This is a genomic window from Achromobacter aegrifaciens (assembly GCF_902859965.1).
GTDB classification, from domain to species: Bacteria; Pseudomonadota; Gammaproteobacteria; order Burkholderiales; family Burkholderiaceae_B; genus Achromobacter; species Achromobacter aegrifaciens.
Genome location: NZ_CADIKO010000003.1, coordinates 920,571 through 934,865 on the forward strand (window position 1 = coordinate 920,571; position 14,295 = coordinate 934,865).

At 66.7% G+C, this 14,295-nt stretch carries 15 protein-coding genes; 9 read left to right on the forward strand and 6 right to left on the reverse strand.

The genetic code is table 11. The annotated features are described in order from the left end of the window. The first annotated feature begins 10 nt into the window (after positions 1-10). The 4 genes from cysD (at position 11) to HV793_RS23225 (ending at position 4,340) form a co-directional block, all read left to right on the forward strand. A complete protein-coding gene (gene cysD, locus HV793_RS23210) occupies positions 11-919 on the forward strand; it encodes a sulfate adenylyltransferase subunit CysD (protein ID WP_059379315.1) in 909 nt (302 codons plus the stop codon). Between the two features lie 41 nt (positions 920-960). Next, positions 961-2,259, forward strand: a complete 1,299-nt coding sequence (locus tag HV793_RS23215) for a sulfate adenylyltransferase subunit 1 (protein WP_175213997.1) — start codon at positions 961-963, stop codon at positions 2,257-2,259. A 212-nt stretch (positions 2,260-2,471) separates the two neighbouring features. Then, a complete protein-coding gene (locus HV793_RS23220) occupies positions 2,472-3,818 on the forward strand; it encodes a PA0069 family radical SAM protein (protein WP_175162835.1) in 1,347 nt (448 codons plus the stop codon). Positions 3,819-3,890: 72 nt separating this feature from the next. Further along, positions 3,891-4,340, forward strand: coding sequence for a hypothetical protein (locus tag HV793_RS23225; RefSeq protein WP_054450951.1), 450 nt, complete (start codon positions 3,891-3,893; stop codon positions 4,338-4,340). A gap of 88 nt (positions 4,341-4,428) precedes the next feature. Here the strand turns inward: HV793_RS23225 and HV793_RS23230 are convergent, their stop codons facing one another. Further along, positions 4,429-5,301: an EamA family transporter gene (locus HV793_RS23230; protein WP_054450952.1), complete on the reverse strand. Its 873-nt coding sequence runs from the start codon at positions 5,299-5,301 to the stop codon at positions 4,429-4,431. 298 nt (positions 5,302-5,599) lie between these two features. Here HV793_RS23230 and rplS point away from each other — a divergent pair, with 298 nt between their 5' ends. Together rplS and HV793_RS23240 are read left to right on the forward strand one after the other, a co-directional pair. After that, entirely contained in the window at positions 5,600-5,980 is a 381-nt protein-coding gene (gene rplS / locus HV793_RS23235) for a 50S ribosomal protein L19 (RefSeq protein WP_006218237.1), read from the forward strand. Positions 5,981-6,115: 135 nt separating this feature from the next. Beyond that, positions 6,116-6,847 (forward strand): CoA pyrophosphatase, encoded by a 732-nt coding sequence (locus tag HV793_RS23240; protein WP_119450892.1) that lies wholly within the window; start codon positions 6,116-6,118, stop codon positions 6,845-6,847. 136 nt (positions 6,848-6,983) lie between these two features. On the opposite strand, the gene rsgA is transcribed toward HV793_RS23240, so the two are convergent. Beyond that, positions 6,984-7,889, reverse strand: coding sequence for a ribosome small subunit-dependent GTPase A (gene rsgA, locus HV793_RS23245; protein WP_054450957.1), 906 nt, complete (start codon positions 7,887-7,889; stop codon positions 6,984-6,986). Further along, positions 7,886-9,136, reverse strand: coding sequence for a M48 family metallopeptidase (locus HV793_RS23250; RefSeq protein WP_054450959.1), 1,251 nt, complete (start codon positions 9,134-9,136; stop codon positions 7,886-7,888). Before HV793_RS23250 ends, rsgA begins: the two co-directional genes overlap by 4 nt. Before the next feature lie 63 nt (positions 9,137-9,199). Between HV793_RS23250 and orn the strand changes: the two genes are divergently transcribed. Continuing rightward, entirely contained in the window at positions 9,200-9,745 is a 546-nt protein-coding gene (gene orn, locus HV793_RS23255; RefSeq protein ID WP_042792554.1) for an oligoribonuclease, read from the forward strand. A 13-nt stretch (positions 9,746-9,758) separates the two neighbouring features. Next, the gene (locus HV793_RS23260; RefSeq protein WP_054450961.1) at positions 9,759-10,733 is read left to right on the forward strand and encodes a sigma-54 interaction domain-containing protein; all 975 of its coding nucleotides are present in this window, start codon (positions 9,759-9,761) and stop codon (positions 10,731-10,733) included. A 3-nt stretch (positions 10,734-10,736) separates the two neighbouring features. Here HV793_RS23260 and HV793_RS23265 read toward each other — a convergent pair whose 3' ends face one another. The 3 genes from HV793_RS23265 to HV793_RS23275 all read right to left on the reverse strand — a co-directional run bounded on the left by HV793_RS23265 (position 10,737) and on the right by HV793_RS23275 (position 13,460). Next, positions 10,737-11,687 (reverse strand): tripartite tricarboxylate transporter substrate-binding protein, encoded by a 951-nt coding sequence (locus tag HV793_RS23265; RefSeq protein WP_244958688.1) that lies wholly within the window; start codon positions 11,685-11,687, stop codon positions 10,737-10,739. Positions 11,688-11,759: 72 nt separating this feature from the next. After that, the gene (locus HV793_RS23270; protein ID WP_013392433.1) at positions 11,760-12,086 is read right to left on the reverse strand and encodes a DUF4387 domain-containing protein; all 327 of its coding nucleotides are present in this window, start codon (positions 12,084-12,086) and stop codon (positions 11,760-11,762) included. Positions 12,087-12,098: 12 nt separating this feature from the next. Next, positions 12,099-13,460, reverse strand: a complete 1,362-nt coding sequence (locus HV793_RS23275; protein WP_054450963.1) for an acyclic terpene utilization AtuA family protein — start codon at positions 13,458-13,460, stop codon at positions 12,099-12,101. A 180-nt stretch (positions 13,461-13,640) separates the two neighbouring features. Between HV793_RS23275 and HV793_RS23280 the strand changes: the two genes are divergently transcribed. After that, positions 13,641-14,267 carry an NAD(P)H-hydrate epimerase gene (locus HV793_RS23280; protein WP_175213998.1) on the forward strand — a complete coding sequence of 209 codons (627 nt, stop codon included), beginning with the start codon at positions 13,641-13,643 and terminating at the stop codon, positions 14,265-14,267. The last annotated feature ends 28 nt before the right edge of the window (positions 14,268-14,295 follow it).

A 14,295-nucleotide genomic window follows, 5' to 3' on the forward strand; every position in this document is an offset into this window, starting at 1 on the left:
GGAAGTGCATATGTCTGCAGTGATCCAACGCAGCCACCTGGATTGGCTGGAATCGGAAGCAATATTCATCCTGCGCGAGGTGGCCGCCGAAAGCGAGAAGCCCGTGCTGCTGTTCTCTGGCGGCAAGGACTCCGTGGTGCTGCTGCGCCTGGCCGAGAAGGCATTCCGGCCGGGACGCTTTCCGTTCCCGCTGATGCACATCGACACTGGCCACAACTTCGACGAAGTGATCGCCTTCCGCGATGCGCGCGCGGCAGAACTGGGCGAGACCCTGATCGTGCGCAGCGTCGAGGATTCGATCGCGCGCGGCAGCGTGGTGCTGCGCCGCGAGACCGATTCGCGCAATGCCGCCCAGGCCGTGACGCTGCTGGAGGCGATCGAGGAATTCGGCTTTGACGCCTGCATCGGCGGAGCGCGCCGCGACGAGGAAAAGGCCCGCGCCAAGGAACGCATCTTCTCGTTCCGCGACGAGTTCGGCCAATGGGATCCGAAGGCGCAGCGCCCGGAACTCTGGAACCTGTTCAATACCCGCGTGCATCGCGGCGAGAACATGCGCGTGTTCCCGATCTCGAACTGGACCGAGCTGGACGTCTGGCAGTACATCCAGCGCGAGCAGCTGGCGCTGCCGTCGATCTACTACAGCCACCAGCGCGAGGTCGTGCGCCGCAAGGGCCTGCTGGTGCCGGTCACGCGGCTGACCCCGCCGCAGGATGGCGAACAGGTCGAACGCCTGCAGGTGCGCTTTCGTACCGTGGGCGATATCTCCTGCACCTGCCCGGTGGCGTCCGATGCCGCCGACACCCGGGCCATCATCGCCGAAACAGCGGTGACCGACATTACCGAGCGCGGCGCCACGCGCATGGACGACCAGACTTCCGAGGCCTCGATGGAGCGCCGCAAGAAGGAAGGCTATTTCTGATCGCTTGACACGCCGGCATCAGCCGGCGACCAGGAACGCACATGAACGCACTCAACGATTCTTTTCTTTCCGGCGCCGATACGGGCGTGCTGCGCCTGATCACCGCCGGCTCGGTGGATGACGGCAAATCGACGCTGATCGGCCGCCTGCTGTATGACAGCAAGGGCGTGTTCGCCGACCAGCTGGACGCGATCTCGCGCGCCAAGCACAAGCGCGTGGCGGGCGACGGCATCGACTTTTCGCTGCTGACCGACGGCCTGGAGGCCGAACGCGAACAGGGCATCACCATAGACGTCGCCTACCGTTACTTCTCGACGCCCGCGCGCAAGTTCATCATCGCCGACGCGCCGGGCCACGAGCAGTACACGCGCAACATGGTCACGGGCGCGTCGACCGCCGACGTGGCCGTCATCCTGATCGACGCCACCCGCGCGGCCGACGGCGTGCTGCTGCCGCAGACCAAGCGGCACAGCACCATCGCGCGCCTCTTGGGCATCCGCCATATCGTGGTGGCGGTCAACAAGATGGACCTGGTGGACTGGGACCGCGCCGTCTTCGAGCGCATCCGCGATGCTTATGCGGATCTGGCAGGCAAGCTGGGCATCGAGCACTTCGACGCCTTGCCGCTGTCGGCGCTCAATGGCGACAACGTCGTCACCTTGTCGCCGCAGACGCCGTGGTACGGCGGGCAGCCTTTGCTGGCCTTGCTGGAATCGCTGGACCTGGCAAGCGACGGCCGCGCCTTGCCGCTGCGCTTTCCGGTGCAATGGGTGGCACGCCATGACGGCAGTCGCAAGGATGACTTCCGCGGCTATGCCGGCCGCGTCGCCAGCGGCGTGCTGCGGCCGGGCGACGAGATCACGGTGCAACCCTCGGGCGTGACGGCTGTTGTGAGCGAAGTGCGCGCCTTCGACCGCGCGCTGGATGAGGCGGTGGCGGGCGACTCGATCACGCTGGTGCTGGATCGCGACGTGGACGTGTCGCGCGGCGACGTGATCGTGCATGCGTCGGCGCCGGCGCAGGTCGCGCGCGAATTCGAAGCCGAGCTGTGCTGGCTCGATGCGCAGGCCTTGAATCCCGCGCGCAAGTATCTGTTGAAGTCGGGTACGCGCCTGACCTCGGCGAAGATCCGCGCGGTGCTGTCGCATCGTGACATCCACGAATTGCAGGAAGTGGAGAACACCGAGGGCACGCTGCGCATGAACGACATCGGACGCGTCACGCTCACCACGCGCGAGTCGTTGGCGGTCGATCGTTATGCCGATGTGCCCGCGACGGGCGCATTCATCCTGATCGACGAGGCCACGCATCAGACTGCTGCGGCAGGCATGTTGCGCTAATCCGCAAGAGGCCGGAAAACAACGGGTTTCCAGCCCCTGCGGGACCTGTTGTTTTTCTGCTAGATCCAGTATTGGCGCGTGTTTCCGGGCGATCTCGCCTGGTGAAATCGATTTGTCCGGACGGCGCCGGCGTCTTGCGGTAAAGTGGGGCTGTCTTACGAAAAGGCTTTTGGTGCTTGTCAAAATCACTGTGTTTTTGTACAGTAGTTTTCATGGCACGCACCGATCATTCTTTTCCCGCCGGTTCTGGGTCCCCGGCTGCCGCCCCCGCCGCCTTGCGCGGTCGGGGTGCGGTTACTAATGTTCGGCATCGCTTTCAGCGCGATGACCGCGTGCAGGTCGACGACGGCTGGTCCTCCTCCGGCCTGCCCGCCGACTTCATAGATTCCGTCCCCGATAATTTCCCCGAAGCTGCCGCCGGCGAGCAAGCCGCCCGCGTCATTCCCATCCTGCCGGATGCGCGCATAGCGCCCGCCGCTCCCAAGACCACGGTCACTGCTGAAGAAGCGCGCAAGATGCTGTCGCGCAACGATTCGCCCGATATCCCCTTCGACGTGGCGGTGAATCCGTACCGGGGCTGCGAGCATGGCTGCGTCTATTGTTACGCCCGGCCCACGCATTCCTACCTGGGCCTGTCGCCCGGGCTGGACTTCGAAACCCGGCTGGTGGCCAAGGCCAACGCGGTAGAGGCCCTGCGCGCCGAACTCGCGCGGCCCGGCTACAAGCCGTCTCCCATCAACATCGGTTCCGCCACCGACGCCTACCAGCCCATCGAACGCGAATGGCGGCTGACGCGCGGCCTGCTGGAACTGATGCTGGAAACCCGCCATCCGCTCACCATCGTCACCAAGAACGCGCTGGTCGCCCGCGACCTGGACCTGCTGGCCGCGCTGGCCGAGCAGAAGCTGGTGGTGGTGTACATGAGCATCACCACGCTGGACGCCGGCATGGCCCGCACGCTGGAACCGCGCGCCGCCGCGCCGTGGCGCCGGCTGGAAGCCGTGCGCAGCCTGACCGACGCCGGCGTGCCGGTCGGCGTGCTGGTCGCGCCCATCATCCCGTTCATCAACGACGAGTCCATGGAGCACATCCTCCAGGAGTCCAAGGCGGCCGGCGCGCACTATGCCAGCTACACCGTCCTGCGCCTGCCCTGGGAGGTCAAGACCCTGTTCGAGGATTGGCTCAACGCCCATTTCCCGGACCGCGCCCAGCGCGTCCTGCATCGCATCGAAGACCTGCGCAATGGCCGCCGCAACGATCCCAACTTCGGGTCGCGCATGCGCGGAACCGGCGTCTGGGCCGATCTGCTGCGTCAGCGGTTCACCATCGCCACGCGCAAGCTGGGCCTGAACCGCCATCGCCTGGCGCTGGACTGCGACCGTTTCCTGCCTCCTGCCGCAACTGCGGCGAAGGCTGCCGATTTCCTATCCCCGGTTGGCGCGCAAGCGTCTTCAGGGGTCCCTTTTCCCGCCGTATCGCCCGCAGCCGGCGGCGCGCACGGGCGCGCAGCGCGCCAGTTGCAAGCCATGGCCGCAGGCCAGTTGTCATTGTTCGATTGACCGCCGGCTGCCGCCGCGGATGCCTGCCGGGGGGCTACGCCTGGCGCTGGACCGTCTTTCCTAGGAGTTCCCATGAACACCGCTGATATTTCCGTCTTGTCGGACGAACTCGTCGTTACGCTGAACCCGCTGCGCCGCGGCACGAACCGCGCCCGCGCCTGGTGCGCCCGGGTGGCCGGCATGGCGCTGCCCTGGAACACCTCCGGCGCCGATGTCGAGCCGCGCCGCCGCGTGCGGCCCGGCTCCGCGCCGGCTCGCTGGCCGTTCCCGCCCGCGCCGGCCGAGGCTGGCGCGCCGGCAGGCCCGGCCGTCGCCGCGCCGATGCCTGCGCCCGCAGCACCGGTCGAGGCCGCGGTTGCCGCCGCGCCTGCCGCGCGCGAGCGCAGCCTGGGTAACGCCACGGTGGAACCCGTGACGGCTCAAGTGACCATGAAGGCCATGGTGATAGATGTGGTGATGGTGCTGGCCTGGGGCGCGATCATTCCTGGCCTGATGTGGCTGGGCGCGGCCGCCGGATTCTGAACGGTCGGATGCCCGGCGGTAGCCGGCAGGCAAGGCGTAACCGGTACGCGCCAGCCCCGCCAGCCGGAACTGCCCGGAGCAGGGTTCGTCAGCTTGAACCCAGCAGAACGACGCCCGCCAGGATGGCCAGGCAGCCAGCCAACCGGCCCGGTCCGACTTTTTCGCGCAGCAGGAACATGCCGGCCAGGGTGCCCAGCATCATGGACATTTCCCGGGCAGGGGCTACCAGGCTCAGCGGCGCGCCGTTGCGCAGCGCGTACAGCACCAGGATGTAGCCCAGCGGCGACAAGAGGCCCACGGCCAGCGCCAGATGCCAGTGCCCGCGCATGGCCTCCCAGGACTGGGGGCGGCGGCGCAGCATGTGGGGGGCCATCATGGTCGTGCGGGTCACGCAGGTAAACCAGTCGAATAGCACGGGGCTGATCAGCAGCACCTTCACGCCGTAGGCGTCGACGACGGTATAGGCCGCGATGAACAGGCCGATCACCACGCCCCAGCGCACGCCCACCCAGGCCTGGGCCTGCTTGAAAATGGCCAGGCGGCCCTGGGTTGCGATCAGCAGCACCCCGCCCACTACGCAAAGCATGCCGATGATGCCGGTGCTGGTGGCGGGTTCGCCCAGCAGCAGAAAGGCGCCGGTGGTGGACAGCAGCGGCCCGGTGCCCCGTGCGATGGGGTAGACCACAGACAGGTCGGCCACCTGGTACCCGCGTTGCAGGCACAGGCTGTAGCCCAGATGCAACAGGCTGGAAGTCAGGATGGCGCCGACCACGGGCCAGGTCCAGGTCATGCCGTCGTGCAACAGCACCCAGATGACCCACGGCGCATACAGTACCGAGGCGCACAGGCCATAGGCGAAGACGAAGGGAGCGCCCACCATGGCCGCGCGCTTGGCGAGCAGATTCCACGTGGCGTGGGCCATTGCCGCCAGGACGACCAATATCAGGGACGAATACGACATGAAGGAACAGCGCCAGATGACGTGTTTGTTACAGAAGACGGAAGGGTACTCCAAACCGCGAGAACCGGGGCCATGTTACCTGATGCCCGGAGCGATTTTTGGTGTAGAATCATTGGTTTGCCAAATCTCATCCTCTGCTTGCGGCACATGCAACGGGAGCTGGCCTTAGCGTCAGTTGGCCGTGCAACACGCGATGGATGCGGGCTTGTGCTTATAGCGCAATCCTGCAGAAGCCACGTGAACAACATCGAACGGCAAAAGTTTTAGTCCGCAAAGACATGATGATCTAGGAGTTCTCATGAACCTTATCGCTATCCTGGAACAGGAAGAAATTGCCCGCCTGACCGGCGGTCAAGCCAAGCCTGAATTTGCTCCTGGTGACACCGTCATCGTGAGCGTGAACGTCGTTGAAGGCACCCGCAAGCGCGTGCAGGCTTTCGAAGGCGTCGTGATCGCCAAGCGCAACCGCGGCCTGAACTCCGCGTTCACCGTGCGCAAGATTTCGTCGGGTGAAGCCGTGGAACGTACGTTCCAGCTGTACTCGCCGCAAATCGCCGGCATCGAAGTCAAGCGCCGCGGCGACGTGCGCCGCGCCAAGCTGTACTACCTGCGCAACCGCTCGGGCAAGTCGGCGCGTATCAAGGAAAAGCTGGTCAGCAAGCAAGCCTCGGCGGCTTGATCGCTTATCGGCACACGGCCCTACCAGTGTCGGACGCTCACGCCATCCAGCGTTTTCGTTCGGCACGGGTTTCCGGGTTAAAAAGGCACCTGCGAGGGTGCCTTTTTCTTTTTGCAGAGTCTTTTGCAGAGACGTATGTCTGATTCCTCGTCTTCCCCGCGGCCCCGGCGGCCGCTGGCGCGTCCCGGCTTCGATCCGGCGACGCAACCCTGGGTGGTGGCCAACGCGTCCTTGCCGGCCGTGCCCGCCAGCCTGTTGACCCCGGATTCGTTGCGGGGCACGCTCAGCCAGCCGTCCACCTGGACGCTGGAGCTGTCGCGCGACACCGACCTGCGTTATCCGGGCCGCGAAGGCGTGCCCGTGCCTGCGGCGGTGCTGATTCCGCTGGTAACGCGCGACAATGGCGTGCACATCATGCTGACGCAGCGCGCCGCCCACTTGCATGACCATGCCGGCCAGATCAGCTTTCCGGGCGGGCGCATCGAAACCAGCGACTCCACGCCGGAGGCCGCGGCCTTGCGCGAAGCGCAGGAAGAAACCGGGCTGCCCGCCAACCACGTCGAAGTGCTGGGCAGCATGCCGCCGTATCTGACGGCGACGGGGTTCTCCATCATTCCGGTTGTTTCGCTGGTGCGTCCAGGCTTTGACCTGGCGCCCGACGCCTTCGAGGTGGCGGAAGTATTCGAAGTGCCGTTGTCCTTCCTGATGGATCCCGCCAATCACCGGCTGTACGAGGCCCGTCTGGACGACGGCCGGGTGCGCCAGTACTACGGCATGCCTTACGGCAAGCATTTCATCTGGGGCGCGACAGCCGGCATGTTGCGCAACCTCTACCATCTGCTGCGCCACGGCTTTACGCCCCGTTGATCCCCGCCGCAAGCCGGCCTTGGTTTCCGGCTTTCGCTGCCAATGAATACGGCCCCGTACAGGGGCCGTATTCAATTACGGGACGTCCAGGGGAGTGTGTGTCGGACTCCGCAGCAGGTCCCCATTGGACGACACGCTAGTAGCGCTGCTGTCCCGCCAGGTTTTCTTCCAGGATGCGCTGGTACAAGGCGTAGCGCGCCGGATCGATTGCGCCCGCCTGCAAGGCCGCGACCACGCCGCAGCCGGGTTCCTGGCGGTGGGTGCAGTTGTAGAAACGGCACTCCTCGATGGGCTTGGTGAACTCCGGGAAGCCGCGGATGATGTCCTCACGGCTCAGATGCTGCAGGCCAAAGGCCTGGAAGCCCGGCGAGTCGATCAGGTCGCCGCCCGGCGCGGGCAGGTGATAGAGCCGCGTGCTGGTGGTGGTGTGTTTGCCCATGTCCAGCGCGGTGGAGTGCTCGCGGGTGGGAGCGGCCGCGTCGGGCACCAGAGCGTTGAGCAGCGTGGACTTGCCCATGCCGCTCTGGCCCAGCAGCAGGCTGGTGTGTCCGGCCAGGCGCGGCGCCAGCAGCGTATGCACCTTTTCGGGTTCCAGCGCGCTGAGTTCGATCACGTCCACGCCCAGCGCGGCGATCGGCGCCAGCCGCGCGCGCGCCGCCGGCAGTTCGTCCGCCAGGTCGGTCTTGTTGAGGATGATGATGGGCGCGATATCCGCGCTCCAGGCGCCGGCCAGGGCGCGGCCGGTCAGGTCGTCCGAAAACGTGGGCTGCACGGCGACCACGATCAGCAACTGGTCGACGTTGGAGGCGAACTGCTTGGAACGCATTTCGTCCGAGCGGTACAGCAGATTGCGCCGCGGCAGGATGGCGTCGATGGCGCCTTCGTCCTTGCCCTGGGGGGTGATGCGCACGCGGTCGCCGACGGCGGCGCCTGCCTTCTTGCCGCGCGGGAAGCACTTGCGCAGCGTACCGTCGGCGAGCTCCACCGTGTAGTGGCGCCCGTGGGCGGCGATGATGCGGCCTTCGTTGGACGGCGCGGTCATGCAGCGGCCGCCGTCAGGTGGCGGATGCGCACGGCGGCGGGGGGATGGCTGTCGTAGAAGGCGGAGTGCACGGGGTCGGGAGTCAAGGTGGCGGCGTTGTCGTCGTAGAGTTTGACCAGCGCGGACACCAGGCGTTCCGGCGAGCTCTGTTCGGCCGCGTAGCGGTCCGCTTCGAACTCGTCGCGGCGCGAGTACCAGCTGGCCACGGGCGTGAGCATGAAAGTGAAGACGGGGATCACCAGGAAGAACAGCAGCAGCGCCATGGCGTCGTTGCGTCCGCCCAGTTGCGGCATGACGCCCAGTCCCACGTAGAACCAGGGCTGTTGCGAGATCCAGCCCAGGATGGCGAAGAACACCAGCGCGGCGGCGAAGCTGAAGACGATGCGCTTGACGATGTGGCGCTTGGCGAAATGGCCCAGCTCGTGCGCCAGCACGGCTTCGATCTCGTCGCCGTTCAGGCGCGCCAGCAGGGTGTCGAAGAACACGATGCGGCGCGAGCGGCCGAAGCCCGTGAAGTAGGCATTGCCATGGGCGGAGCGGCGCGAGCCGTCCATCACGAACAGGCCGTTGAGCGCAAAGCCGCAGCGCTGGGCCAGGCGCTGGATGCGGCCGGCCAGCTCCGGGTCGGACAGCGGCGTGAATTTATTGAAGAGCGGGGCGATGAACATCGGGTAGACGATCAATAGCGCCAGGTTGAACGCGGTCCACAGCGCCCAGGCCCACACCCACCAGTAGGCGCCCGCGCTGCCCATCAGCCACAGCACCGCGGCCGCCAGCGGCAGGCCCAGCACCGCCGCGACCAGCAGGCCCTTGGCGGCGTCGGCGATGAACAGGCCGGGCGTCATGCGGTTGAAGCCGAAGCGCGCTTCCAGCTTGAACTGCCGCCACAACGTGAAGGGCAGGCCCAGCACGCCCAGCAACAGCGCCACCACGACCAGCAGCAGCATCTGGCGCAGGAAGTCGTTGCTGGTAATCTGGGCCACCATCAGGTCGATGAGCTGCAGTCCGCCCATCAGGGTCAGGCACACCAGCAGGATGGCGTCGTAGGTGCGTTCCAGCATGCCCAGCTTGACCCGCGCCACGGTGTAGTCCGCCGCCCGCTGGTGGCTGGCCAGCCCGATACGGTGAGAGAATTCGGACGGCACCTGGTCGCGGTTGCGCGCGACATGGCGGATCTGGCGCGTAGCCAGCCACAGGCGCACGGCGATATCGGTCAGCAGGAAGGCAACGAACAGCAATGTGAACATGGGCGATGCGGCGTGCTCAAGTGTGGGTATGTGCGAAAATCGAACGTTTTATAGGCAAATTATATGGCTGTGAACGAAAACCGCCTGGTTTGGCTGGACATGGAAATGACCGGCCTGGACCCCGAGAAAGAACGCATCATCGAAGTCGCCGTGGTGGTGACGGAACCCGACCTGACCGTCGTGGCCGAGGGCCCCGTGCTGGTGGTGCACCAGCCCGACAGCCTGCTCGACGCCATGGACAGCTGGAACAAGTCCACGCACGGCAAGAGCGGCCTGATCGACAAGGTCAAGGCGTCCACGATTTCCGAGGCGCAGGCCGAGGATACGCTGCTGGCGTTTCTGGCGCAGCATGTGCCGGCGGGCAAGTCGCCGCTGTGCGGCAACACCATCAGCCAGGACCGCCGTTTCATGTTTGCTTACATGCCGCGCCTGGAGCAGTTTTTCCACTATCGCAACCTGGACGTGAGCACGCTGAAGGAACTGGCCCGCCGCTGGGCGCCGGCCGTCTACAAGGGATTCGAGAAGAAGAGCCGCCACGAAGCGCTGGCCGACATCTACGAATCGATCGACGAGCTCAAGTACTACCGCGAACACTTCCTGAAGGTATAAGCGGCCCCCGCCCATGCCTGCCGCCCCGTCCGCCTGCGAGCCGCTCATCGGGGATCACCCGTCGATGGCGGCGCTGCGCGATCTGGTCGGCCGGGTCGCCCGCAGCAAGGCCAGCATCGTCCTCATCTACGGCGAAACCGGCACCGGCAAGGGGCTGGTCGCCCGCAACCTGCATGCGCAGTCGGCGCGCGCGGCCAAGGGCTATACCGAGATCAACTGCGCCGCCATCCCGGGCAACCTGCTCGAGTCCGAATTGTTCGGCCATGAACGCGGCGCGTTCACCGGGGCGGTGGCGCGCAAGACCGGCCTGCTCGAAGCCGCCAATGGCGGCAGCGTGTTCCTGGACGAAATCCGCGAGCTGGATCCGGTCATGCAGGCCAAGATCCTGACCTTGCTGGACAGCCGGCGCTTCCGGCGCATCGGTTCCGTCCAGGAGGTTTCAGTCGATGCGCGCTTCATCGCCGCCACCAACAAGATCCTGTTGGGGGAGGTGCAGGCCGGGCGCTTTCGCGACGACCTGTATTACCGCCTGCAGGTGGTGTCGATCAACCTGCCGCCGTTGCGCGAGCGCGGCGATGACGTGATCGTGCTGGCGCAGCGCTTCCTGGAACGCTACAACGCCACCCACGGCAGCCGTTTCACCGTCATCGATCCCGAGGTGCGGCGCATTTTCAAGGCCTACGCCTGGCCGGGCAATGTGCGCGAACTGAGCAATCTGCTGGAGCGCATCTGCATCCTGGAAGACGGCGACACGGTACTGGCGCGACACCTGCCGCAGCGCATCCTGCGCGAAGCGGGCAAGCCCGCGCCGGCGGCCTCGTCTGCCGCCGCCGGCACCTACGCCGAACTGTCCGCGCAGTTCCAGCGCGGCCTGATCCGGGCGGCCTTGCAGGCCCAGGACGGCAACCTGGGGCGCGCCGCCGAGTCCCTGGGGCTCACGCGGCACGCCCTGCGCCACCAGATGCTCAAGCTGGGGCTGGAAGGCTGAGGCCTATTCCGCGCTGATGTTGTGCTTGCGCGCAATGCCTTGCCACAGGGCCAGTTCCTCGCGCACGCGCGTGGCGAATTCGGCGCTGTCCATGCGCGACGGCACGGTGCCGTCCAGGTCCAGCAATGCCTTCATTTCGGGCGAAGCCGAGATCTCGACGAGCGCGGCGTTGAGCTTGTCGATATAAGGCTGCGGCGTGCCCGCCGGCGCGAACACACCCACCCAGATCTGCACCGAATATCCCGGCAGCGCCTGCGCGGCCGGCGGCAGGTCGGGGAACGCCGCGGAGGGCGATTGCGCGGTGGTCGCCAGCAGCTTGACCTTCTTGCCCTGCACCACGGGGGCCAGCGTGCTGTAGTTGGACAGCATGACATGGATCAGCCCGCCGGCCAGGTCGGAGGCGGCGTTGGCCGCGCCCTTGTAGGGCACGTGAGTCATCTCCGTGCCGGCCGCGTCGTCCAGCATGACGGTGGCCAGATGCGCCAGCGAACCGACGCCGGCGCTGCCGTAGTTCAGGGCGCCCGGCTTGCTGCGCGCCGCTTCCAGCAGCTGCTTCAACGAGGTATAGGGCGTCTGCGCCGAGGCGGCGATGACCAGCGGTCCCTGTCCTATCATCGCCACCGGCGCGAACTGCTTCAGCGGGTCGTAGGGCAGGTGAGGCTGTGTGGCGGCGGTGGTCAGGAAGGTCGACGAGGTCAGAAGCAGCACCGAGCCGTCCTTGGCCGAGCGGGCCACGTACTCGGAACCGATCGCGCCGGCCGCGCCGCCGCGGTTTTCCACGATCACCGTGTTGCCGAAGCGGGCCGCAAGCTGCGGCGCGATCGCGCGGGCGATCGCGTCATTGCTGGCGCCGGCGGTGAACGGCACCACGATCTTGACCTGCTTGGGCACTTCCGTCTGGGCCGCTGCCGCGCCGGCCAGCAAGGATGCCGCCAGGAACAACGTTGTTTGCATTAGCGCTTTCATGATCGATTCTCTAGGAGAGCGGGGGTTGGAGCGGGGCGCCGGGTGCGGCGCCCGCGGCGTTCAGTCCGGCATGGGGACGGCGACGTCCAGCAGCGGCGCATATTGCTGCGCGCCGAAGATGTCGCCATCGCCCGCGGACCCGCTGGGAGCCAGCCGGTAGATCGTGAACTTGATGGCCAGGCCGGGATCGTAATGCACGAAGTCCGATATGCGGCTGTCGTCGATGCGGTACAGGGCCGCCATGCTGGCGCGCGTCAGCGCGCCGGAGCGCTTGACCGCCTCGTAGGTCGCCGGCTCGCGGAAGATGATGTCGAAGGTGATCTTGTTCACGCCCGCGTTCTTGCTGCGGATGGTCTTGGCCAGGGTGCTGAGTTTCTGGGTGCTCATGGTCTTGCCGGCTCAGGCGCCAGCCTCGGTGAGGTGGGTCGGGAAGAGTTCGCCGGCGTCTTCCACCGGCAGCGTGTGGTTCAGGGTCCAGCGGTAGGCGGCGCTGGTGCGCACCACCTCGTCCAGCGGGAACGACACCGAACCGGCCGTGCCTTTCACGTCGGGCAGGCGGGCGTAGAACATCTGGCGCAGGCCCGTAAGCGTCAGTTCCTCGGCCATTTCGGCGGTCGGCGCCACGCCCTGGACCATGACGCACAGCTCATGGCCCGGCTGGTCGCGCAGCGGCTCCAGGTCGCCCATGACGCCGTCGCGCCCGTAGACCTTGTAGTGCAGCTCATAGCCCGAGTCGCCGAAGCGTTCGCGCACCTTGTCTCGCGCCCAGGCGATGACGCGGTCGACGTTGGCGATGGTGTAGGGATCGCGTATGCCGCAAAGTCCCATGTAGCGCTCGCCGACCTTGCCGGAGCCTTCCAGCTTTACGCGCACCTGGGCGGCGGGTTCGAAGCGCGAGCCGGTGATGCGGGTGGTCTTTTCGCTCAACTGCTCGTAGCGGCAATCGGCCATGTCCAGCCGGCCGCCTGCGAAGAATTCTTCGTAGGGATTGGAGCGCTCGTACATCGCGTGGCCCGCGACCGACGCGATGGTGCAGCGCTGGTCGGGATGCATGGCCGTGACGCGCACGTCCTCCGCCGAGATCTCGCCCATCACGGTTTCCTTGCCGCCATAGGGTTCGGCGCAGAACGAAGCGCACTCCAGCACCTTGCCCAGGTAATAGGCGCGGTCGGCGTCGTAGCCCCGGTGCAGGGCAGGGGCGGCGAACACGGCGGCATCCGAGCTGCGGCCGCCGATGATCACGTCCGCGCCAGCTTCCAGCAGCTTGATGTAGGGATGCACGCCGGCCACCGCCACGATGCGGTCGCTGGCATCCAGCTCGGCTTCGGTCAGGTCAGCGTAGCCGTCCAGGCCGGCCACCTGCTGGCCCGCGCGCAGCGCGCGGCGCACGCGTTCCTTGTCGACTTCGGAATAGAAGTAGCCGACCTTGAACGGCGCCAGCTTGTGCTCGGCGGCGATCTCCTTGATCAGGCGCACGTACAGGTCGACCCGGCTGTTGGAGCCGGTGTCGCCGGCCGAGCCGATGACCATGGGCACGCCCAGCTTGCGCGCGGCCAGCAGCATCTGTTCCAGGTCGTGGCGCTGCCAGGCTTGCGGGCTGGTGGAGGTGTCGGAGCCCAGCGGCACGGGACCCACGTCGTCGCTGCCCGAGTCGGCGGCGATGCAGTCCGGCCCGGCGGCGACGCCGAGCTGGAAGCTCTCGGTGCGCAAGGGGGCGAATCCTAAGTGCCCGTTCGGGCAGATGATGCTCATGGAACGCATGGGTGTAGTCTCTTCAGTTGAGTCGTCCGGTCTCGCTCGTACCGGCAATGACTACAACGCAAGATGCGTGCCAACTGGCGGGAAGCGTAAAACCCGCGAATTTGCGGGCTTGTCGGCGCGATCTCTTTAAATTTGCGGGTAAATTTTCACGCAATGCGTGAATTTCACACATAAAAAGCGATGCCATCTTCATACTCGGTCGCCCGGATCCGCGACGCCGAACGCCAGGCCTTGGCCGCCGGCAGAAACTTGATGCCCCTGGCGGGGGCCGCTGCGGCCCGTTACGCGGCGGCGCGGCTCGGGCCGGGGGCGAGGGTGCTGGCACTGGCGGGGCCTGGGAACAATGGCGGCGATGCGCTGGAAGCTGCGGCCGGCCTGCGCGCCATGGGACATGACGTGCGGGTGCTGTTGCCGGCGGGGGCGCAGCGCCTGCCGCCGGATGCCGCCCGCGCCTATGCCGGCTGGATGGCCGCGGGCGGTGAAACCTGGTCGGAACTGGAACCGGGCTTCGTGCCGGAATTGGTCATAGACGGCCTGTTCGGCATCGGCTTGAATCGCCCGCTGGGCGCGGATTGGCAGGCGCTGGTGGACACGGTCAACGCCTGGAGCGTGCCGGTGCTGGCGCTGGACGTGCCCAGCGGCATAGACGCGGACAGCGGCGAGGCCCTGGGGCGGCCCATCCGGGCGCGCTGGACGCTGTCTTTCATCGGCCGGGCCAGGGGGCTGGAACGGCCAGGCCCGGGACGCGACGCCTGCGGCGTGTCGGCAGTGGACACGCTGGGCGTGACCATCGAGCCGGCGGCCTGATCCGAAAGGCAGGTCTTGGCGTCTTGGC